Annotated in this window: 24 protein-coding genes and 1 tRNA gene; 17 read left to right on the top strand and 8 right to left on the bottom strand. The window is 67.6% G+C overall.

The window, feature by feature from the left end; all coding sequences use genetic code 11:
- Positions 1-136: 136 nt before the first annotated feature.
- On the bottom strand, positions 137-1,138 hold the full coding sequence (locus ABD693_RS03480; protein ID WP_344697564.1) for a serine hydrolase domain-containing protein: 1,002 nt from the start codon (positions 1,136-1,138) through the stop codon (positions 137-139).
- Positions 1,139-1,140: 2 nt separating this feature from the next.
- Positions 1,141-1,722 (bottom strand): orotate phosphoribosyltransferase, encoded by a 582-nt coding sequence (gene pyrE, locus ABD693_RS03475; RefSeq protein WP_344695612.1) that lies wholly within the window; start codon positions 1,720-1,722, stop codon positions 1,141-1,143.
- Between the two features lie 218 nt (positions 1,723-1,940).
- On the opposite strand from pyrE, the gene coxB reads away from it, so the two are divergent.
- Both coxB and ctaD read left to right on the top strand, forming a co-directional pair.
- Positions 1,941-3,038 (top strand): cytochrome c oxidase subunit II, encoded by a 1,098-nt coding sequence (coxB, locus tag ABD693_RS03470; protein ID WP_344695611.1) that lies wholly within the window; start codon positions 1,941-1,943, stop codon positions 3,036-3,038.
- 21 nt (positions 3,039-3,059) lie between these two features.
- Positions 3,060-4,742 carry a cytochrome c oxidase subunit I gene (gene ctaD / locus ABD693_RS03465; protein ID WP_344695610.1) on the top strand — a complete coding sequence of 561 codons (1,683 nt, stop codon included), beginning with the start codon at positions 3,060-3,062 and terminating at the stop codon, positions 4,740-4,742.
- Positions 4,743-4,820: 78 nt separating this feature from the next.
- Here ctaD and ABD693_RS03460 read toward each other — a convergent pair whose 3' ends face one another.
- Positions 4,821-6,134, bottom strand: a complete 1,314-nt coding sequence (locus ABD693_RS03460) for an HD-GYP domain-containing protein (RefSeq protein ID WP_344695609.1) — start codon at positions 6,132-6,134, stop codon at positions 4,821-4,823.
- Between the two features lie 124 nt (positions 6,135-6,258).
- Here ABD693_RS03460 and ABD693_RS03455 point away from each other — a divergent pair, with 124 nt between their 5' ends.
- Positions 6,259-6,807, top strand: coding sequence for a J domain-containing protein (locus ABD693_RS03455; protein ID WP_344695608.1), 549 nt, complete (start codon positions 6,259-6,261; stop codon positions 6,805-6,807).
- Here ABD693_RS03455 and ABD693_RS03450 read toward each other — a convergent pair.
- Positions 6,804-7,412, bottom strand: coding sequence for a peptidylprolyl isomerase (locus ABD693_RS03450; protein ID WP_344695607.1), 609 nt, complete (start codon positions 7,410-7,412; stop codon positions 6,804-6,806). The genes ABD693_RS03455 and ABD693_RS03450 overlap by 4 nt on opposite strands.
- 58 nt (positions 7,413-7,470) lie before the next feature.
- On the opposite strand from ABD693_RS03450, the gene ABD693_RS03445 reads away from it, so the two are divergent.
- From ABD693_RS03445 to ABD693_RS03410, 8 genes are read left to right on the top strand one after another with little or no spacing between them, the layout of a single operon-like run.
- Positions 7,471-8,370 (top strand): heme o synthase, encoded by a 900-nt coding sequence (locus tag ABD693_RS03445; RefSeq protein ID WP_344695606.1) that lies wholly within the window; start codon positions 7,471-7,473, stop codon positions 8,368-8,370.
- Complete coding sequence (locus ABD693_RS03440; protein WP_344695605.1) at positions 8,367-8,498, top strand: hypothetical protein; 132 nt, start codon at positions 8,367-8,369, stop codon at positions 8,496-8,498. Before ABD693_RS03445 ends, ABD693_RS03440 begins: the two co-directional genes overlap by 4 nt.
- On the top strand, positions 8,495-9,061 hold the full coding sequence (locus ABD693_RS03435) for a cytochrome c oxidase assembly protein (RefSeq protein ID WP_344695604.1): 567 nt from the start codon (positions 8,495-8,497) through the stop codon (positions 9,059-9,061). The genes ABD693_RS03440 and ABD693_RS03435 overlap by 4 nt, the downstream gene beginning before the upstream one ends.
- 42 nt (positions 9,062-9,103) lie before the next feature.
- A complete protein-coding gene (locus ABD693_RS03430) occupies positions 9,104-9,934 on the top strand; it encodes a cytochrome c oxidase subunit 3 (RefSeq protein WP_344695603.1) in 831 nt (276 codons plus the stop codon).
- Entirely contained in the window at positions 9,922-10,290 is a 369-nt protein-coding gene (locus ABD693_RS03425) for a DUF983 domain-containing protein (protein ID WP_344695602.1), read from the top strand. The genes ABD693_RS03430 and ABD693_RS03425 overlap by 13 nt, the downstream gene beginning before the upstream one ends.
- A complete protein-coding gene (locus tag ABD693_RS03420; RefSeq protein ID WP_344695601.1) occupies positions 10,287-10,892 on the top strand; it encodes an SURF1 family protein in 606 nt (201 codons plus the stop codon). Before ABD693_RS03425 ends, ABD693_RS03420 begins: the two co-directional genes overlap by 4 nt.
- Complete coding sequence (locus ABD693_RS03415; protein WP_344695600.1) at positions 10,889-12,115, top strand: M16 family metallopeptidase; 1,227 nt, start codon at positions 10,889-10,891, stop codon at positions 12,113-12,115. The genes ABD693_RS03420 and ABD693_RS03415 overlap by 4 nt, the downstream gene beginning before the upstream one ends.
- Positions 12,112-12,975: a class I SAM-dependent methyltransferase gene (locus ABD693_RS03410; protein ID WP_344695599.1), complete on the top strand. Its 864-nt coding sequence runs from the start codon at positions 12,112-12,114 to the stop codon at positions 12,973-12,975. Before ABD693_RS03415 ends, ABD693_RS03410 begins: the two co-directional genes overlap by 4 nt.
- Here the strand turns inward: ABD693_RS03410 and ABD693_RS03405 are convergent.
- Genes ABD693_RS03405 through ABD693_RS03395 form a run of 3 tightly spaced genes read right to left on the bottom strand, consistent with a single transcriptional unit; the run spans position 12,972 to position 14,568 of the window.
- On the bottom strand, positions 12,972-13,610 hold the full coding sequence (locus ABD693_RS03405; protein WP_344695597.1) for a heme exporter protein CcmB: 639 nt from the start codon (positions 13,608-13,610) through the stop codon (positions 12,972-12,974). The genes ABD693_RS03410 and ABD693_RS03405 overlap by 4 nt on opposite strands.
- On the bottom strand, positions 13,607-14,170 hold the full coding sequence (gene ccmA / locus ABD693_RS03400) for a heme ABC exporter ATP-binding protein CcmA (protein ID WP_344695596.1): 564 nt from the start codon (positions 14,168-14,170) through the stop codon (positions 13,607-13,609). The genes ABD693_RS03405 and ccmA overlap by 4 nt, the downstream gene beginning before the upstream one ends.
- The gene (locus ABD693_RS03395; protein WP_344695595.1) at positions 14,167-14,568 is read right to left on the bottom strand and encodes a metallopeptidase family protein; all 402 of its coding nucleotides are present in this window, start codon (positions 14,566-14,568) and stop codon (positions 14,167-14,169) included. The genes ccmA and ABD693_RS03395 overlap by 4 nt, the downstream gene beginning before the upstream one ends.
- 101 nt (positions 14,569-14,669) lie before the next feature.
- Here ABD693_RS03395 and ABD693_RS03390 point away from each other — a divergent pair.
- The 6 genes from ABD693_RS03390 to ABD693_RS03365 all read left to right on the top strand — a co-directional run bounded on the left by ABD693_RS03390 (position 14,670) and on the right by ABD693_RS03365 (position 22,900).
- Positions 14,670-14,760: transfer RNA gene (locus tag ABD693_RS03390), tRNA-Ser, on the top strand.
- 431 nt (positions 14,761-15,191) lie between these two features.
- Positions 15,192-16,301, top strand: coding sequence for an acyltransferase family protein (locus tag ABD693_RS03385; RefSeq protein WP_344695594.1), 1,110 nt, complete (start codon positions 15,192-15,194; stop codon positions 16,299-16,301).
- 125 nt (positions 16,302-16,426) lie between these two features.
- Positions 16,427-19,861 carry a response regulator gene (locus ABD693_RS03380; RefSeq protein ID WP_344695592.1) on the top strand — a complete coding sequence of 1,145 codons (3,435 nt, stop codon included), beginning with the start codon at positions 16,427-16,429 and terminating at the stop codon, positions 19,859-19,861.
- Positions 19,858-20,694, top strand: coding sequence for a CheR family methyltransferase (locus tag ABD693_RS03375; protein ID WP_344695591.1), 837 nt, complete (start codon positions 19,858-19,860; stop codon positions 20,692-20,694). The genes ABD693_RS03380 and ABD693_RS03375 overlap by 4 nt, the downstream gene beginning before the upstream one ends.
- Positions 20,691-21,251 (top strand): chemotaxis protein CheB, encoded by a 561-nt coding sequence (locus ABD693_RS03370; protein WP_344695590.1) that lies wholly within the window; start codon positions 20,691-20,693, stop codon positions 21,249-21,251. Before ABD693_RS03375 ends, ABD693_RS03370 begins: the two co-directional genes overlap by 4 nt.
- The gene (locus ABD693_RS03365) at positions 21,248-22,900 is read left to right on the top strand and encodes a response regulator (protein WP_344695589.1); all 1,653 of its coding nucleotides are present in this window, start codon (positions 21,248-21,250) and stop codon (positions 22,898-22,900) included. Before ABD693_RS03370 ends, ABD693_RS03365 begins: the two co-directional genes overlap by 4 nt.
- On the opposite strand, the gene ABD693_RS03360 is transcribed toward ABD693_RS03365, so the two are convergent.
- Entirely contained in the window at positions 22,897-24,426 is a 1,530-nt protein-coding gene (locus ABD693_RS03360) for a tryptophan halogenase family protein (protein ID WP_344695588.1), read from the bottom strand. The genes ABD693_RS03365 and ABD693_RS03360 overlap by 4 nt on opposite strands.
- Between the last annotated feature and the right edge of the window lie 163 nt (positions 24,427-24,589).

Here is a 24,589-nt window from a genome sequence, read left to right as displayed (position 1 = left end):
TGCGATTTAGTGACCCCATCCCCCTTCGTACAGGGTCACGGCGAAAGTCACGTACTGTGACCCTGGCTCGCCTCGCCCCGGAGCGCGAGGCAAGCGCCCCCCGGACCGGCATGACAGGCGAAATCCTATTGTTCAATCATGCGGTCGGACAGGCGGCGGCGGAGAGCAGGTCGTAGACGAACCCCTTGCCCTGCCACACCTCGCCGAGCGCGAAATCGTCGCTGCTGCGATTGGTGAAGAGGACCACTGCCACGTCCTTGTCGGGGAGGATGAAGTTGCGCGCCTGCACACCCTGGATCTCGCCGTCGCGCTGGACGATCTGCACGGGGTCGGCGCAGCCCTCGAGCTTGCCGGGGAAGACCCATTGGCCGAGCGCCTGATAGCTGCGACCGCCCTCCGCAGTCCACATCAGCGCGCGGGCGGCGGGCGAAAGGAGCTTGCCGGTCATCAGCTGGCGGTCAAAGCGAAAGACGTCACGAGCGGTGCCGATCAGGCCGCCCGAGGTCGAGAAGGTATCGAGCCGGAAGCGCGGTTCGGGCTTGCCGGCGACGAAGCCGGGGACGCCGAGCTCGCCCGGCCGCGCCATGGTCATGCCCGCGGGCCAGCCCCGCCACCCTTGTGGGTCGGCGAGCAGGTTGCGACCCATGACCGCGCCGCCAAGGACGAGATAATCGCAATTGTTGTAGGCGAAGTCGGCGCCGGGTTTGCCGGGCCGCGACGAGCAATGGGCGATCGCCTGGGTGAGCGGCTGGTTGTAGAAAGCCGGCACACCCGCGGCATCCTTGGGCGTTTCGTCGGGGTTGGGAAGACCGCTGCGGTGGGTCAGCAGCATTCGCCAGGTGACGTCGCCGAGCCCGTCGATCGGAGTATCGAGCGACCCGGGCACGCGACCTTCTTCCATGGCCTTGAGGAAGAGCGTGGCCGTGACCTGCTTGGTGATCGAGGCGAGGCGCCAGTGCGCGCCGACCTGGTGCTTCGCTTTGCCGCTCGGTGCAACGGCGCCATAGGCATTGTTGAGGACAATCTTGTCGCCCTTGCCGATCAGGATCTCGCCGGCAAAGCCGCTGTCGGCGGCAATCTTGTCGACAGTCGCGCCGAGCGGAGCGGCGGCAAGCGCAGCGGCGGCGGCGAGGGGCATGATCACGCGGCGCGGCTGCCGGGCTTGATCGCGGGGATGGCGGCGAGGTCGGGGGGAAGCGCGTCGGCTTCGTAGGTCGGGACGTCGAGGCGGATGAGGGGTGTGAAGGGGACGCCGAGGTCGGCGGTGCCGTTCGATCGGTCGACCAGCGCGGCGGCCGCGATCACCTCGCCGCCGGCCGCCGTGATCGCCCTGATCGCCTCGCGGCTCGAAAGGCCGGTGGTGACGACGTCCTCGACCATCAGGACCCGGGTGCCGGGCTCGAGGCGGAAGCCGCGGCGCAGCTCGAACGTGCCGGTCGGGCGCTCGACGAACATGGCCGGGAGGCCGAGCGCGCGGCCCATTTCGTGGCCGATGATCACCCCGCCCATCGCGGGCGAGACGACCGCCTGCAGTTGGGCACGGAGCGACGGATCGATGCGCTCGGCGAGGGCGGTGGCGAGCCGTTCGGCGCGACGCGGATCCATCAGGACTCGCGCGCACTGGAGGTAGCGCGGGGACCGAAGACCCGAGGAAAGGATGAAATGACCCTCGAGAAGCGCCTCGGCGGCCCGGAACTCGGCCAGAATATCGTTTTCGGTCATTGTTTTGGCCCCTTCCCCCGGCGGATCGGACACCGCTTTTCGGATGGGTTGTTCTATGGCAGCCCGGCGGGCACAGACAAGCGCTTGAGCGTGCGGGAACCCCTGCCTATAAGGCCGCCGATTTCAGGTGGCCCGGCCGGGTCGACCGATGGCTTGAACCTGTGACCGGGGCTGAGATGAACTTGAGAAATTGGTTGATTGCGCTTGCTGCCGCCGGGATGGTTCCCGCGGCCGCCCAGGGACAGACGGCGACGACGGCGGCTCCGCAGGAACAGCAGCAAGCTGCGACCCCGGCCGGCCCGAGCGCCGCCGCCGCCAATCCGGCCGCGACGCCTGCTGCGACCGCGACCGATCCCACCCCGGGTGCGAGCGCCGTTGCGCCCGCCACCGGCGCCGCGCCCGCCTTCCAGCATGCCGCGCCGACCCCCGGCATCGGCGTTCCCGATGGCCGCGCGGGCCTGCAGGACCAGTTCTCGCCGGTCGGCAAGGAGGCCGCCGCCTTCCACAACAACTGGCTGCTCGTGCTGTGCGCGATCATCAGCGCGGTCGTCCTGATCCTGCTGATTTACGTGATCCTGAAGTTCCGCCGCGGCGCGAACCCGGTCCCGAGCCGCACCAGCCACAACACGGTGGTCGAGGTCATCTGGACGCTGGCGCCAGTGCTGATCCTGGTCGCGATCGCGGTTCCGTCGATCCGCCTCATCCGCCACCAGTACAGCCCGCCGCCCGCCGACCTCACGGTCAAGGTGGTCGGCAACCAGTGGTACTGGACCTACCAGTATCCGGACAACGGCGGCTTCGAGATCGTCTCGAACATGCTCCACGAAAAGGGCGAGCAGCCGGCCGGCGCCAAGTTCCGCACCGACGCCGACGGCCCCAAGCTGCTCGCGGTCGACGAGCGGCTGGTGATCCCGGCGGGCAAGGTGGTGAAGTTCATCGTCACCTCGAACGACGTGATCCACAGCTTCGCCATGCCGGCCTTCTGGATCAAGACCGATGCCAACCCGGGCATCCTCAACGAGACCTGGGTCAAGGTCGATCGCCCCGGCGTCTATTTCGGCCAGTGCTCCGAACTGTGCGGCGCGCGCCACGGCTTCATGCCGATCGCGATCGAGGTCGTGACTCCCGAGCGCTACGCGCAGTGGGTCGCCACCAAGGGCGGGACCATGCCGGGCGCGACCCCGGCCGCGGCGCCCGACAGCACCGGCTCGACCACGGTGAGCCCGGCCGCGGTGACCGCCGCGCCGACGCCCGCCGCCGCCCCCGCCAATTCTTCCGCCCCCGCTGCGACCCCCGCGGCCGGCGCGGCCAACTAATCTTCGAGAAGCGGACCCAAGATGGCCACCACCGCCGACACGCTGAAGCTGACCCCGACCGAGGGGCACCACGCGCACGACCATGCCCATGACGACCATGGCCACCCGGGCTTCTTCGCCCGCTGGTTCATGTCGACCAACCACAAGGACATCGGCACGCTCTACCTCATCTTCGCGATCATCGCGGGGATCGTGGGCGGCGCGCTGTCGGGCATCATGCGCGCCGAGCTCGCCGAGCCGGGCATCCAGATCCTGACCAAGGCCTGGCCGATCGGCGCGGGCAGCGCCAACATCGACGAGGCCTATCACCACTGGAACGTGCTGATCACCGGCCACGGCCTGATCATGGTCTTCTTCATGGTCATGCCGGCGCTGATCGGCGGCTTCGCCAATTGGTTCGTGCCGATCATGATCGGCGCGCCGGACATGGCGTTCCCGCGCATGAACAACGTCAGCTTCTGGCTGACGGTGGCGGGCTTCTGCAGCCTCATCCTCTCGACCTTCACCAGCGGCGGCACCGGCATTGGCGCGGGCACCGGCTGGACGGTCTATGCCCCGCTCTCGACCAGCGGCTCGGCCGGGCCGGCGGTCGATTACGCCATCTTCGCGCTCCACCTCGCCGGTGCGGGCTCGATCCTTGGCGCGATCAACTTCATCACCACCATCTTCAACATGCGCGCGCCGGGCATGACCCTGCACAAGATGCCGCTGTTCGTGTGGTCGATCCTGGTCACCGCCTTCCTGCTGCTGCTGGCGCTGCCGGTGCTCGCGGGCGCGATCACCATGCTGCTGACCGACCGCAACTTCGGCACGGCCTTCTTCGACGCGAGCGGCGGCGGCGACCCGCTGCTCTACCAGCACCTGTTCTGGTTCTTCGGCCACCCCGAAGTGTACATCATGATCCTGCCGGCGTTCGGCATCGTCAGCCAGATCATCGCCACCTTCAGCCGCAAGCCCGTCTTCGGCTATCTCGGCATGGCCTACGCCATGGTCGCGATCGGCGTGGTCGGGTTCGTCGTCTGGGCGCACCACATGTTCACCGTCGGCCTCGACGTGAACGTGAAGATGTACTTCACCGCCGCGACCATGATCATCGCGGTCCCGACCGGCGTGAAGATCTTCAGCTGGATCGCGACCATGTGGGGCGGGTCGATCACCTTCCCGACCCCGATGCTGTTTGCGATCGGATTCATCTTCCTGTTCACCGTCGGCGGCGTGACCGGCGTCGTGCTCGCCAACGGCGGCGTCGACACCTACATGCACGACACCTATTACGTGGTGGCGCACTTCCACTACGTGCTCTCGCTCGGTGCCGTGTTCGGCCTGTTCGCGGGCTTCTACTACTGGTTCCCGAAGATGAGCGGGAAGATGTACAACGAGCCGCTCGGTAAGCTGCACTTCTTCGTCATGTTCGTCGGCGTGAACCTGATCTTCTTCCCGCAGCACTTCCTCGGCCTCGACGGCATGCCGCGGCGTATCCCGGACTACACCCCGGCGTTCGCCTACTGGAACTACGTCTCGTCGATCGGTTACCTCGTGACCGTGGCCTCGATGGCGGTGTTCTTCGGCAACATCATCTGGTCGCTGATCGGCGGCAAGAAGGCGCCGGACAATCCCTGGGGCGAAGGTGCGACGACGCTCGAGTGGACCCTCCCGAGCCCGCCGCCGTTCCACCAGTTCGAGACCCTGCCGAAGATCGACTGAGGCAGTCCGGACCCGAACAAGAGAAAGGCCCGTCCCGCGCGATGCGGGGCCGGCCTTTCTCGTTTCAGGCGACGGCGGTCAGAGGCTGCGCTTGAGCGCGGCGAGGCAATCGGGGTCGAGCGCGGTGCCGGCGGCGGCGTCCATCGTGGCGAGCGCCTCGTCGACCGACATCGCCGCGCGATAGGGGCGGTCCGAGGTCAGCGCGTCATAATAGTCGCAGGTGGTGATGATCCGGGTCTCGCGGCCGATCGCGGCGGCGGGAAGGGCGAGGGGATAGCCGGTGCCGTCGAGCCGCTCATGGTGGGCGGCGGCGATGTCGGCGATGTCGGCGAGCGCGCCGATCCGGCCGAGGATGGCGCGAGTGTGGGTGGCATGCGTGCGCATCTCCTGCCACTCGCGTTCGTCGAGACCGGCGGGCTTTTCGAGAATCGCGCTCGAGACGCCCAGCTTGCCGACATCGTGGAGAACCGCGGCGCGGCGCAGCCAGCGCGCGCGGTCGGAATCGAGACCGAAGGCGCGGGCCATCCGCCCGGACAGGTCGCCGACGCGCTGCGAATGTCCGGCGGTAAACGGGCTCTTGGCGTCGATCACCTGGCCGAAGGCGTCGGCGATGGCGTCGAGATAATCCTCACCCAAGCGCTCTGTGTCGTCCATGGGCGCGAGGCGGACGACCCGGCCTTCGAGCGTCGGCGAGCCGAGGTTGGTCCAGAAGGTCGGGCTCAGCGCGGCTTCCTCGAGCGCGCGGACGAGGTCGGGATCGAACCAGATGCCGCTGCGGCGGCGGGCCTCGTCGAGTGCGGCCTCGGGCCCAGCATGGCCGTGAAAGACGTCGACCACCTGCGCGAGGAGCGCGATGCGCGACACGAGCGGGATCGCGAAGCCCTGGAGCCGGCCCGGGCGGCCCGAGCCGTCCCAATGCTCGTCGAGACGGTAGATGCCCTCGCATACCACTGGCGAGAAGCGCAGCGTGCGGGCGATGTCGGCGCCGCGGGTGCAACGCGAGACGATCAGCTCCTGCGCAATCTCGTCGCCGTTCCTCAGGATGTTGCCGATCGCCGACAGGCGGCGACCGAGCGGCTTTCCGCGGGCGGTCTTGCTGAAGACGAAGTGCAGGGTGGCGGCGAGGCTGGTCCCGACGGTCTTGTAGCCCTGCTTGAAGGCGCGATCGTCGGCTTCGTAGAGCTCGCAGATGCGCGCCGCGTTGCTGCTGCAGCCAAGGTCCTTGAGGAGCAGGGTGTAGTAGAGGTCGCCGAGGTCGCGCCTGGGGAGGCCGAGGGCCCGGCCGACCTGCATCCCGATCCAGCAGGCGCGGATGCAATGGCCGGCGGGCTGGCCTTCGGTGAGGTCGAGGGCATAGCTGAAGGCGGCAATGATCTCGGCGCGGGTGGCCATGGGGACGCTGATCGATCGATGAAACATGCAGCCCGTTTAGCTGCTCCAGGTTAACGTCAGTCCCAGCGGTTAGGGTTAAGGACGCCCTTGGCCCGAGCAGTCCCGCTCGCTATCCTGCTGAAAGATGGAAGCCTCGGGCGACTATTATGCGACCCTCGGGGTCGAGCGCGGTGCCGACGATGCCGCGATCCGTCTCGCCTATCGCACGCTGATGCGGCGCTATCATCCCGACATCAACCGGTCGGACGATGCGGCGATCCAGGCGCAGGCGATCAACGAGGCCTATGCCTGCCTCAAGGACCCGGACACGCGGGCGGCCTATGACCGGCAACGGGCGTCGCCCAAGCCCGGGCCGATCTTCACCGGACCCGACCAGAGCTATCGGCGCCCGCGGCCGCGCGCGACGCACTGGCAGCCGCCGCGGCCCTATGAAGTCGAGGTCGAGCCGCCCTCGCGCAAGGCGAAGGTCGTCATTCTCGGGCTGGCGGCGCTGGTGACGATCTTCTTCTTCACCTTCACCTCGATCACCCCGCCGCCCGAGCCGGTGCCGGCCCGAACGGCGCAGGCGGGCCAGACGATGGTCGACCCGACGCGCGAGCCCGGGTGCCGCTATGCCGACGGTCCGTGCACGGTGATCGGCGCGGACGGCAAGGCGCCCGCACCCGCGCGCTAGCCGGCGACCCGCTTGGCCGCGGTGATCTTGATTCCCGGCGAGAGCATCTGCCCCTTCATTGCGCCGAGGCCCTTTTCGGGATCGGTGGGCGAGGCGAAGATCGCCTTCACCACGTCCATGCCCTCGACCACATGGCCGAAGGGCGCGAAATCGTCGCCGAAGGGGATGGCGCCGATCGTGATGAAGAAGTCGCTCTTCGCGGTGCCCGGCCCGGCATTGGCCATGAGGATGGTGCCGGGCTCGTGTCGGATCCCGGTCTTGCTCGCCGGCTCGTGGGCAATCGCCGGGTAGAGCAACTTGGCGTCCCTGGTGATGCCGCCCTGGATGAGGCCATTGTCCTTCCCGTAGGGCATGGCGCGGTAGAAGGTGATTCCGTCGAAGCGCCCGGCATCGATGTAGCGGAGGAAATTGGCGGTCGTGACCGGCGCTCGGCCGCGGTCGAGATCGAGGACGATTCGCCCCTTTTCGGTGTCGAGCGCGACGCGGACGAGGTCTTCCTTGGCGGGAGCCTGGGCGGCGGGAGCGGCGGCGCTCGGCAGGGTCGCCTGAGCAACGCCGGCGGCGAGCGCCAAGCTGCTGATCGCAATCAATAATCCATTGGTCATGCAACGACCTTATGCCGCCTTTCGCTGCCACGTAAAGCGGACTATAGGGCGCCCATCCATGAGCATTGCCGTCCCCACCCGCGACCTTCCGGCCGACTGGCGCGACCTGTTCGCGCTGACCAAGCCCCGGGTCATGACCCTGGTGGTCTTCACCGGTCTCGCCGGCCTGCTGGCCGCGCCCGGGACCATGCACCCCGTGCTGGCCTTCACCGCGATCCTGTGCATCGCGCTCGGCGCGGGCGGGGCGGGCGCGCTCAACATGTGGTACGAGGCCGACCTCGACGCCAAGATGAAGCGGACCGCCGGGCGGCCGCTTCCCGGCGGTCGGCTCGACCCGCAGACCGCCTTCCAGTTTGCGGTGGGCCTGAGCGCGGGCAGCGTCGTCCTGATGGACCTTGCCGCCAATCATCTCGCGGCGGCGATCCTCGCCTTCTCCATCTTCTTCTACGTCGGCATCTACACCGTCTGGCTCAAGCGCCGGACGCCGCAGAACATCGTCATCGGCGGCGCTGCGGGCGCCTTCCCGCCGCTGATCGGCTGGGTTGCCGCGACCGGCAAGATCGAGCTGCTGCCGGTGCTGCTGTTCCTCAACATCTTCCTGTGGACCCCGCCGCACTTCTGGGCGCTGTCGCTGTTTGTGAAGACCGATTACGCCAACGCCGGCGTGCCCATGCTCCCGGTGGTGGCGGGCATCGAGACCACGCGGCGGCAAATCGCGCTTTATTCGGTGCCGATGGCGGCGGTCGCGATCGCGCCGTGGCCGCTCGGCCTGACCGGGCCCATCTACGGGGTCGTGGCGAGCGTGCTCAGCGTCTACTTCCTGTTCCTGAGCCTGCGGGTGCTGGCCAACAAGGCGACCGAAGCGGCGGGCATGGGACCGGAGAAGGCGTTGTTCAAATTCTCGATCGTCTATCAGTTCGCGGTGTTCGGCGCGCTGGTCGTGGACCGCTTCCTGTGAGCCTGCCCGAGGACGAAGTGGTCCGCGCGCGGCAGCGCAAGGCGGCCAAGACCACCGCGATGCTCCTGTTCGCTTTCATCGCGCTGACCTTCTTCATCACCATCGCCAAGATGACGGTGAATCGGTGACCAGCGCGGCGGCGCCCGATCTCGCCCGCCGCAACCGGACGGTCGCGCTGCGGGCGGTCGCCTTCGTGCTATTCATGCTCGGCCTCGCCTATGCGAGCGTGCCGCTGTACCGGATCTTCTGCCAGGCGACGGGCTTCGGGGGTACGCCGATGCGGGCCGATGCGGCTCCCGGCGCGCAGGCCGCGCTGGCTCCGGTCGGGGTCCGCTTCGATGCCAATGTCTCGCCGGCCATGCCGTGGGAATTCAAGCCCGAGACGCGGCTGACCAAGGTCGTACCGGGCGAGCGGATCGTGACCTATTACAGCGCCAAGAATCTGACCGCGCGCGAGACCACGGGGACTGCGAGCTTCAACGTCTCGCCCGAGATCGCCGGCCAATACTTCAGCAAGCTCGAATGCTTCTGCTTCACCGAGCAGACGCTGCACGGCGGCCAGAAAGTGCAGATGCCCGTGGTGTTCTTCGTCGATCCGAAGATCCGCACCGACCCCGCCACGGCGCACATTGACGAGATCACGCTGTCCTACACTTTTTATCCGGTGGAAAAGCGCGCCGAGGCTCGCTAGAGCGCGGGCGCAGTTTTCACGATTTCGAGCTTTCGAGGACCCATGGCCGCGACGCGCAACCATCCGTATCACATCCTGCCCCCGAGCCTGTGGCCCCTGATCGGTGCCTTCTCGGGGCTCGCGCTGACCGCAGGCGGCGTGCTCACGATGCACGACAATCCCTACGGCAAGTTCGTTCTGCTGCTCGGCGCGGCGGGCGTGCTGCTGACGATGTTCAGCTGGTGGCGCGACGTGGTGCACGAGAGCCATGCCGGCGATCACACCCCGATCGTGCAGCTCCACCTGCGCTACGGAATGATCCTGTTCATCGCCTCGGAAGTGATGTTCTTCCTCGCCTGGTTCTGGGCCTTCTTCGACAACGCGCTCTTCCCGAGCGCGGTCGACGCTGTCGGCGGGGTCTGGCCGCCCAAGGACATGGCGGTCATCAACCCGCTCGGCTTCCCGCTCCTGAACACGCTGATCCTGCTCTGTTCGGGCACCACGGTCACCTGGGCGCACCACAGCCTGATCAACAATGATCGCAAGGGCCTCGAGACCGGCCTCCTGCTGACGATCATCCTCGGGGCGATCTTCAGCGCGATCCAGGCCTATGAATATGCCCACGCGCCGTTCGGCTTCACCACCACCAGCGGCGGCAACGTCTACGGCTCGACCTTCATGATGGCGACCGGTTTCCACGGCGCGCACGTCCTGATCGGGACCATCTTCCTGATCGTCTGCTACATCCGCGCCAAGAAGGGCGATTTCACCCCCGAGAAGCATTTCGGCTTCGAGGCAGCGGCCTGGTACTGGCACTTCGTCGACGTCGTCTGGCTGTTCCTGTTCGTTTCCATCTACCTGTGGGGCGGCTGGGGCGCCGAGTGGCACGGCTGATTTCGAACACGGGACCGGCGGGCGATGTGCTCGCCGGTCGCTGCCCCCAATGTCACGAGGGCCGGCTGTTCGCCGGCCCTGTTCGTTTTCGCGCCCGCTGCGAGCGCTGCGGGCTCGACTTCGCGCAGTTCAACGTCGGCGACGGGCCGGCGGCCTTCCTCATTCTCATCGTCGGCGCGCTGCTGGTGATCGGCGCGGTCTGGCTCGACGCCGCGCTCGAGCCCGCCTGGTGGGTCCATCTCGTCTGGCTCCCGCTGGGGCTCGGGCTGACGCTCGGCGGGCTGCGGCTGGCCAAGGGGTGGCTGCTCGGTGCGGAATATCGCAATGCCGCGCATGAAGGGCGGCTGGTCCAATGAGGCGCGTTCCGGTGTTCGCGACGATCGTCGTCCTGGCGGCGGTGGCGGTGATGATCGCGCTCGGCTTGTGGCAGCGAGACCGCGGGCAAGAGAAGGAGGCGCTGATCGCCCGCTTCGCGCGCAACGTCGATGCGCCGCAGCTTACGCTCGCGCGCGGCACCGATCTTTCGCTCAACCAGCTGCGGCCCGTTCGCCTCGACTGTGAGGATGCCGCGACGCCCGATCTCGCGGGGGCGGGCAAATATGGCTTCCGGGTGATCGCCCAATGCCGGCGCTCGTCGCTCGGCGAGCCGATCGCGGTGCAGCTCGGGACCCAGGCACGCCCCGGAGCACTGCCGGCGTGGAAGGGCGGGCTCGTCACGGGATATCTGTCGACCGCGCCCGACAGCCGCTCGCTCCTCCGGCTGCTGAGCGATCACCGCCCGGCCCCGGCGATGGTGGTGGCCGATCCGCCGCTGGCCGGCCTGTCGGCCAATCCGGGGCCGGACCTGTCGGAAATCCCCAACAATCATCGCAGCTACATGGTGCAGTGGTTCGCCTTCGCGGCCATCGCACTCATCATTTACGGCGTCGCGCTGCGTGCCCGGTGGCGCAAGGCATGAGCGCGGTCAGCCAGCTCGGCAATGGCCTGACGGTCATCACCCGGGCGATGCCGGGGCTCGAGACCGCGAGCATCGCGCTGTTCGCGGACGTCGGTTCGCGGCACGAGGAGGCGCGGCTGAACGGGCTTGCACACCTGTTCGAGCATATGGTGTTCAAGGGCGCCGGCGGCCGCTCGGCGCGGGCACTGAGCGAGGCGATCGAGGACGTCGGCGGCGAGCTCAACGCCTGCACCGAGCGCGACGGGACGAGCTTCACCGCGGCGGTGCTGGGCGAGCATGTCGCGCTTGGCGTCGAACTGCTCGGGGCGCTGATCGCCAGGCCGCATTTCGACGCGGACGATCTCGTGCGCGAAGCCGAGGTGGTGCTGCAGGAACTGGCCGAGGCGGAGGACACGCCGTCGGACATCATCTTCGATCAATTGTGGAGCGCGGCCTTTGCCGACCAGCCGCTCGGGCGCTCGATCCTCGGCAGCGAGGAGAGCGTGCGCGGGATCGGTGTCGCGGACCTCTTCGGCTGGCGCGACACGCATTATCGCGGCGGCTCGATGGTGCTGTCGGCGGCGGGCGCGGTCGAGCATGAGGCGGTGGTTGCCCTGGCGGAGCGGCATTTCGGCGGGCTTGCCGGCGGGACCGCGCCCAAGCCCGTGGCGGGGCGGTTCACGGGCCACCGGCGGCGCGGGCGGGCCAAGGCGGACCAGGCACAGCTGACGCTCGGCCATGCGGGCCCCGGGATCCACGGCGAGGAGTATCTGGCCGCGCGGCTGTTCGCCGACGTGGCCGGCGGCGGGACCTCGTCGCGATTGTTCCAGGCGGTGCGCGAGGAGCGGGGGTTGGCCTATACGGTGAGCGCGGGGCTTCACCCGCATGACGAGATCGGGCTCCTCCATGTCCATGCCGCGACGGCGCGCGAGCAAGGCCGGTCGGCGCAGGCGCTGATCGCGGACACGCTGGCCGAAACGGCGGCGGGGCTCGAACAGCGCGAACTCGACCGGGCGCGGATCCAGGTGCGTGCCGGGCAGGCGATGGCGCTCGAGACGCCGTGGGGGCAGGCGGCGCAGGCGGCGCGGCAGTGGCTGACCCACGGGCGGCTGATCCCGCGCGCCGAACTGCTGGCAAAGCTCGACGCGCTCGATGTCGACCGGGTCCGTGCGGCGGGCTCGGCGATGCTGGCGAGCGGACCGGCCGAAGCGACGCTCGGGCTTCCGGCGGCGAGGGCGGCATGAGCGGACTCCTAACCATCGTCGCCGAACCCTGGGCCGACTGGGGCCTCGTCGACAGCGGCAATGGCGCCAAGCTCGAGCGCTACGGGCGGTTCACCGTCGCTCGGCCCGAGCCGCAGGCGATGTGGGCGCCGGCGAACGAGCAGTGGGATCCCGATGCGACGTTCGTTCCCGGCAGCGACGAGGATGGCGGCGGACGCTGGGTCCAGCACCGGGTGGTGCCGGGTGGCTGGAACCTGAAGCGCGACGGGGTACGGTTCGAGGCGAGCCTGACCAATTTCCGGCATCTCGCCTTCTTCCCCGACATGGCGCCGCAATGGGACTGGATGCGGGCGCGCGCCGATGGCGCCGAGGTGATGAACCTGTTCGGCTATACCGGGGTGGGGACGCTCCTGTTGAGCGAGGCGGGGGCGCGGCTGACCCATGTCGACGCGTCCAAGAAGAGCGTGGAGCAGGGCAAGGAAAATGCCGCGCTGTCAGGGCTGTCCGACCGGCCGATCCGCTGGATGATCGACGATGCCGCCAAATTCACCGCACGCGAGGTGCGGCGTGGGCGGCGCTACGACGGGATCCTCCTCGATCCGCCCAAATTCGGGCGTGGCCCGACGGGGGAAGTGTGGCGGCTCGAGGAGCAGCTCGCCGGACTGATCGAGGACTGCGGGCGGCTGCTCGACGAGAACAGCCGGTTCCTTGTGCTCACGGTCTATGCGGTGCGAATGAGTGCGATCAGCCTCGGCGTGCTCCTGAACCAGAAGCTCGCGCATCTCGGCGGACGGGTCGAGGTCGGCGAGATGGCGATGCGCGAGGAAGCGCGCGGGCTGCTGCTACCGACCGCGTTGTTCGCACGCTGGGTGAAGGACTAGGTCCGGGCCGCGCGCATGGCGGCGCCCGCGACAAAGGGCGCGCCGATCACCAGGAACAGGCTGACCGCGGCTTCGAGCTGGAGTGCGCCCGCGCGTGGATCGCCGGCCGCGCTGGCAGCGAAGATCAGCAGGGGAATGGCGAGCGGGAGGAGGAGAAGGCCGCCGAGTGCGGAGGCCTGACGAAGGCCGGCGGTGAGGCTGGCGACCGCGATCGCGAGCGCGGCGAGGCCCGGGGTCCCGATCGCGAGCGTGACGAGCGTCCGTGTGAGCGCCTCGGCGGGTAGTCCGAGCAGGACCGATCCCGGAACGGCGGCCAGCAGCAGTGGCGGGCCGAAACTCAGCCAGTGGGCGAGCACCTTCGCCAGCGCGACTTCCTCCATGCTGAGGCCGCGCAAGGCCAGCTGGTCGAGGTGGCCAGAGGCGCGGTCAGGCTCGACCAGCCGCTCGACCGGCAGCAGCGCGGCGGTGAGCGCGGCGACCCACATCAGGCCGGGGCCGACGCGCGCGAGGAGCCTGGCGTCGGGGCCGACCGCGAAGGGAACGAGCGCGGCGACGAGCAGGAAGAAGATGATCGGCAGGAGCGCGCTCCCGCCGAGCGCACGGCGAAGATCGCGAGCGACGAGCCGGCGGATCACGGCCGTAGCTCCAGCGTCCGCCAGTCGGCGCCGGGAAGTGGCTGGTGCGAGGCGGCGAGGATCGCGCCGCCGCCGGACAGATGGCCCGCGATCAGACCCGAAAGGCGCTCGACCGAGGCGGTGTCGAGGCCGTTGGCGGGCTCGTCGAGCAGCCACAATGGCGCGCCCACGACCTGGACCCGGGCAAGGGCCGCACGGCGGAGCTGGCCGGTCGAGAGGAAGCGGACGGGGACCTCGGCGATCCCGCCCAAGCCGACCGCGTCGAGCGCCTGCGCGGGGGTCGGTGCGCTCGGCACCGCCCAGAAGGCGAGCGAGCGCTCGAGGGCAAGCTCGGGATCGAGCGCTGGGCGCTCGTCGGCCAGCGCGCCGGGCGCGGCGGTGACCCGGCCGGCGAGCGGACGGAGGAGGCCGGCGGCGAGGCGCAGGAGGCTCGACTTGCCGGTGCCGTTGGGGCCGGTGACGAGCATCGCCTCGCCGGGCGCCAGGGCCAGCGACAGGCTTTCGAACAGCAGCCGCCCGCCACGCCAGCAGGCGACGTCCTCGAGGACGAGCAGGCTCATTCGCCCGCCGCTTCCTCGAGCCCGTGGATGTCGTCGTCCGACAGGCCGAAATGATGCCCGATCTCGTGGATCACGACATGGGCGACGAGATGCTCGAGCGTTTCCTCGCTTTCGCACCATTCGAGCAGGATCGGCGCGCGATAGAGGAAAACCTGGTCGGGGAGCCGGCCGCTGTCGTCGACGCTGCGCTCGGTCAGTGGGCGGCCGACATAGAGGCCGGTGAGCTCATAGGGATCGTCCATCCCCATTTCGGTGAGCGTCTCTTCGTCGGCGAACTCCTCGACCAGCAGCACGACCTCGCGCGCGGTGGCGGCGAAGGGCTCGGGCAGGCGGGCGAGCGCGGCGGCGGCGAGCGCCTCGATCTCGGACAGGGACGGGGCAGGACCGAAGGGACGCATCGTCCGCGGGTGTAACGATCCGCGGCGCGAACCCCAAGCGGGTTGTGGGCCAGCCCGCCAACCCCTAAGAGCGCCGCCATCCAGGCACGAAGAACAAGTGCGGAGCGGTGGCCGAGTGGTCGAAGGCGCTCGCCTGGAAAGTGAGTATACGGCAAAACCGTATCGAGGGTTCGAATCCCTCTCGCTCCGCCACTTCTTCAGCTGAAGCGAAGCGCTTGTGCTCGCGGCCTCCACGAACGGGATGGCAGTGGGCGGCCTCGTTGATCTGGAACCTTGGCCGACGACTTCCCAGCGGGGACATCCTCACGATCAACTGGCATGGCCTCAAGGCCCGCGTCGTGGCTTTCTCTTCGCCCCATGCGCCGAAACGTCGTCCCGACAACTTTCAAGCCTGAGGTGATCGTGATGAAGTGACAAAGCAATGCAGATTCATGGCAACATGATGGACGCCTGCACCAAGACACGCGATCTCCGTCGTCATGTATCTCTTTTATTGATGACTGTTCGACCGGCGTTTAATTGCCGTTTAGACCCATCATGGTTCGTCATCAAAGCCATCTTGGAACGCCATCTTGGCGTTTGCGGTGAGTATAGCGCTCCCCTTATTGGGGGAGTTGTCGGCCTTGTTGCGTATTTCTGGTTCATCCACGGGCATTGCGGGGACGCTGCGGAGCGTCCGAGCCGACCGTCCAGATACGCCGGTTGCAGCCTCCGGTCGACGCGGCGCGGGGGCGACGAACATCGATACGCTCCGCGGTCTCGCCTGCCTGTTCCTGGTCGGTTACCACGCCGCGCTCGGTGCGACGCAGCACCTCGACACGCAGAGCGCGGGCCTCGCCTTGTTCAACGAGGTCTTCGCGCTGGTCCGGATGCCGCTGTTCAGTTTCCTGTCGGGCTATGTCTACGCCTACCGCCGCGCCACTCCCGGCAATCTTCCCCGATTCACGGCGGCAAAGATCCGGCGTCTCCTCATCCCGTTCGTGACAATGACCATCGTCTTTCTGGCGATCAGGACGATCGTGCCGGGGATGGCCGGGCCGACGATCGCCGATGCCCCGCATGCGCTGATCTTCGGCTATTCGCAGCTATGGTTCCTTCAGTCGATCATGGTCGTGTTCGTGATCGTCGCGGTCACCGAATGTCTCCTTTGGCGCAAGCCGCAACTCGCCGTCGCGGTGATCATGGCGACAAGCCTCATCCTCTATTTCACGCCGATCCGGGACATTCAGACCTTTTCCCTTGGGCAGGCTTTCTATCTCTTGCCGTTCTTCGCCTTCGGGGTGGTGATCAACAGCTTCGGCAAGGAAGTCGCCCGTCTCCAGCGACTGCTCGTCCCGGTCAGCGCGGGCCTGTTTGCGATCCTCCTCTGGGCAGCGGTGCGGGAGATTTCGGCCACCAGTGCGATTTCGCGGTTCGGCGTGACCGGCCTCGGGGTCGGGCTGACCAGCCTCTACCTCCTGCAGGTCGCAATGCCGCGGTCGAGGGCACTTTCGGCCGTCGGCTCCTATTCCTTCACGATCTTCCTGCTGCATTCGATCTTCATCGCGGTCGTGGTGCGCGTGGGGCCGGCCGATCTCTGGAGTCTCCTCCCGATCGTCTTCGTGGTGGCCCTGGCGGGTCCCGTGCTGATCGAGCTTCTGGTCCATCGCTTCGCCCCCGAGGCGGCGTGGGTGCTGGGGCAGCGCCAGCCAGCGACGCGGCGCGACCCGGCTATTGCACTCGCTCACACCTGAGCGAAAAGCCGTAGCCGAGGCGGGCGGACCAATGGCTCGCGCACGCCGAAAGGCCTTTTCGGGTTGCGCATGACGGCCCGGCATGGAAACGCGGGGCGACCGTCAACGGGGAACCGCCGCGCGCCATGAAGACAAACGACGAGAGTATCTCCGCCGCCCGGGCCTCGCTCGGCACATTTGTCGGGGTGCTTGCGGCGCTGGCCTTCTTCATCGCGACCGGGGTCATCACCTATCTCAACATCCAGGCGGTGCGGTCGGAGACCAACCGGGTCACCGCGACCCACGAGGTGATCACCAGCCTGGGTGACCTGCTGTCGGCGATGCAGGATGCGGAAACGGGGCAGCGCGGGTTCCTGCTGACCGGCAACCAGGCCTATCTCCAGCCCTATCGCGATGCCGAGGCCCGGAGCCAGGCGACGCTGGCCAATCTCGACCGCCTGACCCACAATGATTCCGCGCAGCAGGCGAGCCTGCGCGCGTTGCGGCCGCAGATCGCGACCAAGTTCCGGAGCCTCGCGACATCGATCAGGCTGCGCCAGAGCGACGGGCTCGCGGGGACTCTCGCGGCGGTCAACCCCGACCGCGACAAGAGCGAGATGGACGCGGTTCGGGCACGGATCGCGCAGATGCGCTCGGACGAGCGACAGAGCCGCGTGGCGCGGCTGGAAGCGCGCGATGCGGCCTTCCGGACGGCGACCCTCAGCGCGATCATGGCCGCGCTCCTCGGCATGGCGCTGACGATCGCCATCGGCTTCCTCACCCATCGCTCCACCGTGGCGCGCCGCCGCCAGCTCTGGCTGCAGACGGGCGAGGCCGAGCTCGGCCAGGCGATGCTCGGCGACAAGAATGTCGCGGAGCTGAGCGGCGACATCGTCGATTACCTGACAGGCTATACGGGCGCGCAGGCGACGGTCCTGTTCAAGGGCGAGCATGGCGTGTTCGAGCGGATGGCGATGCTCGGCGTGCCGGGCGACGCCAATGTCCCGCAGCGCTTCAAGCTGCGCGAGGGGCTGCTCGGGCGGGTCGCCGAATCGGGCAAGCCGATGGTCATCGACGACATTCCCGACAGCTATATCTCGATCGGGTCGGCGCTCGGCCAGGATCGCCCGCGTCACCTCGTCATCGCTCCGCTCAAGGCCGACGGCCTCGTCAATGCGGTGATCGAGCTCGGTTTCCTCCAGCCGGTCGATGGGCAGGTGCTCGAACTCCTCGACCAGGTGGCGGGCCTTGCCGGGACCGCGCTCCGTTCGGCCAAGTATCGCACCGAGCTCCAGACCCTGCTCGGCGAGACGCAGCGGCAGTCGGAAGAGCTGCAGGTCCAGAGCGAGGAGCTGCGCGTTTCGAACGAGGAGCTTGAGGAACAGAGCCGCGCGCTCAAGGAATCGGCGGTCCGACTGGAACAGCAGCAGGTCGAGCTCGAACAGACCAACTCGCAGCTCGAAGAGCAGGCGCAGCTGCTGGAGCGGCAGCGCGACGACCTCGCGAAGACCGGCGCGGCGATCGAACTCAAGGCGCGCGAGCTCGAGCAGGCGAGCCAGTACAAGTCCGACTTCCTCGCCAACATGAGCCACGAGCTGCGGACGCCGCTTAACTCGCTCCTGATCCTGTCCAAGCTGCTCGGCGACAACCCGACGGGCAACCTGACCGACGAACAGGCGCAGTTCGCCAAGACGATCCAGGCGTCGGGCAACGACCTTCTCAACCTCATCAACGACATCCTCGACCTGTCGAAGATCGAGGCCGGCCATATCGAGGTGCGGCCCGAGGCGGTGGAGATTGCCCGGCTGACCAAGGACCTCCGGCGGACGTTCGACCCGATCGCGGCGGAGCGCGACCTCGAATTCGAGATCGCGGTCGACGAGGACGTACCCGCCGACATCGTGTCGGATCGCCAGCGGCTCGAGCAGATCCTCAAGAACTTGCTCGCCAACGCCTTCAAATTCACGGGCAGCGGCAAGGTGACCCTCGGGATCGCGCGGGCCGGATCCGACCGGGTGGCGCTCACCGTCACCGATACGGGGATCGGGATCGCGCCGGACCAGCAGCAGGCGATCTTCGAAGCCTTCCGGCAGGCCGATGGCTCGATCAACCGCAAGTTCGGCGGCACGGGTCTCGGGCTGTCGATCTCGCGCGAACTCGCGCGGCTGCTCGGCGGCGCGATCACGCTCAAGAGCGAGCCGGGGGTCGGCAGCAGCTTCACCGTCACCATTCCGCTGGAATACGATCCGGGGCTGGTGGCGGCGCGGGCCGAGCCGCGTGCCCTTTCGGCGGCACCCAGGCCCGAGGTGCCGGCCGCCGCGCCAGTCGCCAAGCCGAAGCGCAAGCCCGTGCGGCTGTCGCCGCTCGAGGACGATCGCGACCGGCTGGAAGGAAATCGCCGGGTGCTCCTCATCGTCGAGGACGACCGGACCTTCGCGGGCATCGTGCGCGACATCGCGCGTGAAGCCTCGTTCCAGACGCTCGTCGCCGGCACCGCCGAAGAAGCGCTTGAACTCGCCCGCGAGCACAAGCCGAGCGGGATCGTGCTCGACCTTGGCCTGCCCGACCAGTCGGGCCTGTCGGTGCTCGACCGCCTCAAGCGCGAGGACGAGACCCGGCACATCCCGATCCACGTCATCTCGGCGAGCGATCAGACCCAGACCGCCTTTTCGCTCGGCGCGATGGGCTATCTGGTGAAGCCGGTGAAGCGCGAGGAGCTGGCGCATGCGCTCGAGACTCTCGAAGCACAGCTGACCCGGACGATGCGACGGGTGCTGATCGTCGAGGACGACGACCGCCAGCGCGAGGCGGTCGCCAAGCTGCTCGCCGGGCCCGAGATCGAGACGGTCGGGGTCGGGACCGCGGCCGAGTGCCTGAAGCTGCTGAGCGAAGAGACGTTCGACTGCATGGTGCTCGATCTCTCGCTGCCCGATGCCTCGGGCTATTCGCTGCTCGAGACATTGAGCAAGGACGGCGAACACAGTTTTCCGCCGGTCATCGTCTACACGGGGCACGACCTCAGCCAGGCCGACGAGCAGCGGCTTCGACGCTATTCGAACTCGATCATCATCAAGGGCGCGAAATCACCCGAGCGCCTGCTCGACGAGGTGACCCTGTTCCTCCACCAGGTCGTGTCGGAACTGCCGCCCGAGCAGCAGAAGATGATCCAGCAGGCGCGCAACCGCGATGCCCTGCTGGAAGGGCGGACGATCCTCGTCGTCGAGGACGATGTTCGGAACGTCTATTCGCTGACCAACATTCTCGAGCCGCGCGGGGCCAAGGTCGCGATCGCGCGCAACGGACAGGAAGCGCTCGACGCGCTGGCTCGATCGACGACTGACGGCAATTCGATCGATCTCGTACTGATGGACGTGATGATGCCGGTCATGGACGGGCTCGAGGCCACCCGGCGGATCCGCGACGAGCAGCGCTGGGCCAAGCTGCCGATCATCATGCTGACCGCCAAGGCGATGCCCGACGACCAAGAGAAGTGCCTCGCGGCCGGCGCGAGCGACTACATGGCCAAGCCGCTTGACGTCGACAAACTGCTGTCGCTCGTCCGGGTGTGGATGCCGCGGTGAACACGGAGCCGACCCCGGCGGTCGAGGATATCGAGATCCAGCTACTGCTGGAGGCGCTCGCGCTGCGCTATCATTACGACTTCCGCCATTATGCGCGGGCCTCGATCAAGCGCCGCCTTCGACAGGCGCGCGAGCAGCTCGAGTTTTCGACCTTTTCGGCAATGCAGGATGCGCTGCTGCACAACGAGGGCATGGTCGGGCGCTTGCTCGACTATCTGACCGTGCAGGTCAGCGAGATGTTCCGTGATCCGAGCTACTTCAAGGCGTTGCGCGAGAAGGTCATTCCGCATCTCCGCACCTATCCCTCGCTCAAGATCTGGATTGCCGGGTGCAGCCATGGCGAGGAAGTCTATTCGTTCGCGATCATGCTGCTCGAGGAGGGACTGCTCGACCGGACCATGATATACGCGACCGACATCAACCCGGCCGCGCTCGATGTGGCGAAGAGCGGCGTCTATCCACTCGACCGGATCGCGAGCTTCACCCGCAATCACCAGCAGGCCGGCGGCAGGACCTCGCTCGCCGATTATTACGCCACGGCCTACGGGCGCGCGGTGTTCGACAAGAAGCTGCGTGAGAAGGTCGTGTTCTCCGACCATAGCCTGGTGAGCGACGAGGTCTTCACCGAGTGCCAGCTGGTCTCGTGCCGCAATGTGATGATCTATTTCGACCGACCATTGCAGGATCGCGCGGTCGGACTGTTCCGCGAGTCCCTGACTCGGCGCGGATTTCTTGGGTTGGGCTCGAAGGAGACATTGCGCTTCTCCGACCATGCCGACGCCTTCACCGAGTTCGTCCGCGAAGAGAAGATCTACCAGCGGAGCGACGCGTGACCGCGGCGGTGGTGATCGGGGCGTCGGCGGGCGCGGTGCAGGCGCTGTCCGACATTCTTCCGCGGTTGCCGGCCGAGTTTCCGCTGCCGATCCTGGTCGTCGTCCACGTGCCCTCGGCGCCGTCGGGGCTGACCCAGCTCTTCTCCGCCAAATGCGCGGTCGCGGTGGTCGAACCCGACGACAAGGAGCAGATCCGTCCCGGCACCGTCTATTTCGCGCCGCCCGGCTATCACCTGCTCGTCGAACCGGACGCAAGCATCTCCCTGTCTTCCGACGAGCCCGTGCTCTTCTCGCGTCCGTCGATCGACGTGCTTTTCGAGAGTGCGGCCGACGCCTTCGGTGCGGAGCTCCTCGGGATCGTCCTCACCGGCGCCAACGAGGATGGATCGCGCGGCGCGCTGGCGATCGAGGCGGCTGGAGGGCAAATACTGGTCGAAGACCCCGCGACGGCCTATGCCGCCGCCATGCCGACCGCTGCCCTTGCCCGTTGCGCGACCGCAAGGACCCTGTCGCTCGACGCCATCGCGGACCATCTTCTCGGCTTGGTAGAGCGATGAGCGTTTCGACCATGCCCGTCGACCTTCTGATCGTCGACGACCTCCAGGAAAATCTCGTCGCGCTCGAAGCGCTGCTCAAGGCACCGCACCTCACCTTCCTGCGCGCCCGGTCGGGCGAGGAAGCGCTCGAATTGCTCCTCAAGCACGACATCGCGCTGGCGTTGCTCGATGTGCAGATGCCCGGGATGGACGGATTCGAGCTGGCCGAGTTCATGCGCGGCAACGAGCGCTCGCGCCGGGTCCCGATCATCTTCGTGACTGCCGGCAGCGGCGACGTCCATCGCCGCTTCCGCGGCTACGAGGCGGGCGCGGTCGATTTCATTCAGAAGCCGATCGAGGCCGACATCCTGCGGAGCAAGGTCGGCGTGTTCGTCGACCTTCACCAGCAGCGGCTCGCGCTAGCGCAATCGGCCGACTTGCTCGAGGGGCAGGTCCGGGCGCGAACCGCCGAGCTCGAGCAGGCGATGGAGCGGCTCCGGCAGGAAGTGGCCGAGCGCGAGCGGGCCGAGGCGTCGCTCCGGCAGAGCCAGAAGATGGAAGCGGTCGGACAGCTGACGGGCGGGATCGCGCACGACTTCAACAACATGCTGACCGGCATCATCGGATCGCTCGACATGATGCGCCGCCGGATCGCTGACGGGCAATATGATCGCGTCGATCGCTACCTCGACACCGCGCTGACCTCGGCCGAGCGGGCCGCGTCGCTGACCCACCGCCTGCTCGCCTTCGCGCGCCGGCAACCGCTCGACCCGCGGCCGGTCGCGGTGGCCGAGGTCTTGCACGCGGTGGCGTCGCTCGCCGCGCACGCGCTGCCCGAGAATGTCCGCCTTCGGCTCGATATTGCGGAGGGGCTTCCGCCCGCGCTGGTCGATTCCAATCAACTCGAGAACGCCGTGCTCAACCTTGCGGTCAATGCGCGCGATGCGATGCCCGAGGGCGGCGAGGTGACGATCTCGGCAAGGATGGCCGAGCAAGCCGACGGGCCGCTCGCGCCGGACGGCGGCGAGCTCCTTCTCATCTCGGTCGCCGACACCGGCAGCGGAATGTCGCCCGAGGTGCTCGAAAAAGTGTTCGAACCTTTCTTCACGACCAAGCCGCTGGGGCAGGGGACCGGGCTTGGGCTGTCGATGGTCTATGGCTTCGCCAAGCAAAGCGGCGGCACCGTGCGGATAAACAGCGCGCCGGGCGAAGGCACGCAGGTGTGTCTCTATCTTCCGACCAGCAAGGCCGAGACGGTCGGCGATGTCGAGGATGCCGCCCCCGCAATCCAGGGCTCGGGCGAGCGGGTGCTGGTCGTGGAGGACGAGGAGGCCGTGCGGATGCTGATCCGCGAGGTGCTCAAGGAACTGAACTACGAGCCGATCGAGACCTCGGACCCCGAAGACGCGCTCGCTCGGCTTGGGTCGGACGAGCGCATCGACCTCATGGTCTCCGATATCGGCATGCCGGGGATCAATGGCCGCGAACTCGCCGACCGGGCCCGCCAGCTGCGGCCCGACCTGCCGATCCTGTTCATTACCGGCTATGCCGAACACGCGACGACGCTGACCGATTTCCTCGGTCCCGGCATGTCGCTGATCACCAAGCCCTTCTCGCTCGAGAAGCTGGCCAGCAGTATCGGCGGGCTCGCCGAGGCGGCGCGAAGCTAGGCCGCGACGCCGGCCGGCATCCCGCCGGCGGGGCAATAGCGCGCGAGATACTCGGCGTGCGAAGGCATGCGGTCGATCACGTAGCGGACCGACTTCTCGATCTCGTTGAACTCGCCGCGCAGCTTGTCGGCGGGGATCCGCGCGGCCATCGGATTATGGCCTTCCATCGCGATCCCCTGGCCCATCATCACCGCCGCCCAACTGGTCTCGGTGAAGAGTTCATCCTCCTCGCGGAAGATCTGCCCGTTCAGGCGGAACAGCTCCATCTTCTCGGTCAGCGTGTCGGGGACGGCCATCGTCCGGACGTGATTCCAGAAGTCCGAGTCGGTGCGCGCGGTGGCGTTGTAATGGAGGATCAGGAAGTCGCGGATGCGAAGATATTCCTTGGTCGTCAGGCGATTGAAGGCTTCTTCCTGGACGGGCGTGATGCCCTCCAGCGACAGCAGGGAGATGAGCTTGTTCACGCCGGTGTTGATGAGGTGGATCGAGGTCGACTCGAGCGGCTCCATGAAGCCCGCCGCGAGGCCCAGCGCAACGACGTTGCCGTTCCAGAACTTCTTGCGGCGGCCGGTCGTGAAGCGAAGGAAATTGGGATCGGCCTGCGGCTTGCCCGCGAGGTTGCCGGTCAGCGTCTCGAGCGCGGCGTCGTCGGACAGGTATTCGCTGCAATAGACATGGCCGTTGCCGTTGCGCTGCTGCAGCGGCACGCACCATTGCCAGCCGGCCGAATGGGCGGTGGCGCGGGTGAAGGGCGCGGGCGGCGAGTCGTCCTCGCGCAGGCACGGCAATGCGACCGCGCGATCGCAGGGCAGGTAATGGCGCCAATCCTCGTAGCCGGTCTTCAGCGCCTGCTCGATCAGGAGCCCGCGGAAGCCCGAGCAATCGACGAACAGGTCGCCCGCCACGACCGTGCCGTCCTGCATCGTCACCGACTGGACGAAGCCCGTTTCGCCGTCGAGTGCCGCATCGGCGACCCGGCCCTCGCGCCGCACAACGCCGCGCTTCTCCGCGAGGAGGCGGAGGTATTTGGCGTAGCGGCCGGCGTCGATGTGATAGGCGTAATTGACCGGGGGCAGGTCCTCGCGGCGATAGTCGTCGGTGCGCGCAAACTTGCCGAAATAGGCGGCCATCGTCTCGAGATTGAAGACCTGGATCGGGCGCGGGTCCCCGAGCGATCGCGCCCGGTGCCAATGCTGCTGGAAGCCGACACCGTCGATCGGATAGCCGTAGGCGCCGAACGGGTGGATGTAGCTTTCGCCCTGCTGGCCCCAGTTGACGAACTGGATGCCCAGTTTGAACGTCGCCTGCGTCGCGGCCATCATCTCGCGCTCGTCGATGCCGAGCAACTGATTGAACTCGACGAACGGCGGGATGGTCGCCTCGCCGACGCCGACGGTGCCGATCTCCTCCGATTCGATCAGGGTGATGGCGAGGTCGTTGCCTTCGCGCAGCCGCGACAATGCGGCCGCCGCCATCCACCCGGCCGTGCCGCCGCCAACGATGACGATGTGCCGTATAGCCGCCACTGCCTGTCCCTCCACAATGCGGGATGAAACTCGCCGAGCACAGTGCGCGAGGCAAGATGTGAACGTTCATTATTTTTTGTTGTGAACGTTCACGAGCCAAGTTATCTCTTGGGATAGGTATCGGGGGTAGTGCGCCCCGCGCCGACGCCATCTGGCAGGGGGA

It is taken from the genome of Sphingomonas rosea (genome assembly GCF_039538065.1).
Lineage (GTDB): Bacteria > Pseudomonadota > Alphaproteobacteria > Sphingomonadales > Sphingomonadaceae > Sphingomicrobium > Sphingomicrobium rosea.
Note: the sequence above shows the minus strand (reverse complement) of the source record. Positions and strands in the feature narration are given on the sequence as shown.

Bases quoted from the DNA above. Each gene is read 5' to 3' on its own strand.
- ABD693_RS03450 (WP_344695607.1), bottom strand. From the start codon at position 7,412: ATGACCAATGGATTATTGATTGCGATCAGCAGCTTGGCGCTCGCCGCC.
- ABD693_RS03445 (WP_344695606.1), top strand. From the start codon at position 7,471: ATGAGCATTGCCGTCCCCACCCGCGACCTTCCGGCCGACTGGCGCGAC.
- ABD693_RS03420 (WP_344695601.1), top strand. From the start codon at position 10,287: ATGAGGCGCGTTCCGGTGTTCGCGACGATCGTCGTCCTGGCGGCGGTG.
- ccmA (WP_344695596.1), bottom strand. From the start codon at position 14,170: ATGAGCCTGCTCGTCCTCGAGGACGTCGCCTGCTGGCGTGGCGGGCGG.
- coxB (WP_344695611.1), top strand. From the start codon at position 1,941: ATGGTTCCCGCGGCCGCCCAGGGACAGACGGCGACGACGGCGGCTCCG.
- ABD693_RS03415 (WP_344695600.1), top strand. From the start codon at position 10,889: ATGAGCGCGGTCAGCCAGCTCGGCAATGGCCTGACGGTCATCACCCGG.
- ABD693_RS03410 (WP_344695599.1), top strand. From the start codon at position 12,112: ATGAGCGGACTCCTAACCATCGTCGCCGAACCCTGGGCCGACTGGGGC.
- pyrE (WP_344695612.1), bottom strand. From the start codon at position 1,722: ATGACCGAAAACGATATTCTGGCCGAGTTCCGGGCCGCCGAGGCGCTT.
- ABD693_RS03380 (WP_344695592.1), top strand. From the start codon at position 16,427: ATGAAGACAAACGACGAGAGTATCTCCGCCGCCCGGGCCTCGCTCGGC.
- ctaD (WP_344695610.1), top strand. From the start codon at position 3,060: ATGGCCACCACCGCCGACACGCTGAAGCTGACCCCGACCGAGGGGCAC.
- ABD693_RS03480 (WP_344697564.1), bottom strand. From the start codon at position 1,138: ATGCCCCTCGCCGCCGCCGCTGCGCTTGCCGCCGCTCCGCTCGGCGCG.
- ABD693_RS03430 (WP_344695603.1), top strand. From the start codon at position 9,104: ATGGCCGCGACGCGCAACCATCCGTATCACATCCTGCCCCCGAGCCTG.
- ABD693_RS03395 (WP_344695595.1), bottom strand. From the start codon at position 14,568: ATGCGTCCCTTCGGTCCTGCCCCGTCCCTGTCCGAGATCGAGGCGCTC.
- ABD693_RS03460 (WP_344695609.1), bottom strand. From the start codon at position 6,134: ATGGCCACCCGCGCCGAGATCATTGCCGCCTTCAGCTATGCCCTCGAC.
- ABD693_RS03365 (WP_344695589.1), top strand. From the start codon at position 21,248: ATGAGCGTTTCGACCATGCCCGTCGACCTTCTGATCGTCGACGACCTC.
- ABD693_RS03455 (WP_344695608.1), top strand. From the start codon at position 6,259: ATGGAAGCCTCGGGCGACTATTATGCGACCCTCGGGGTCGAGCGCGGT.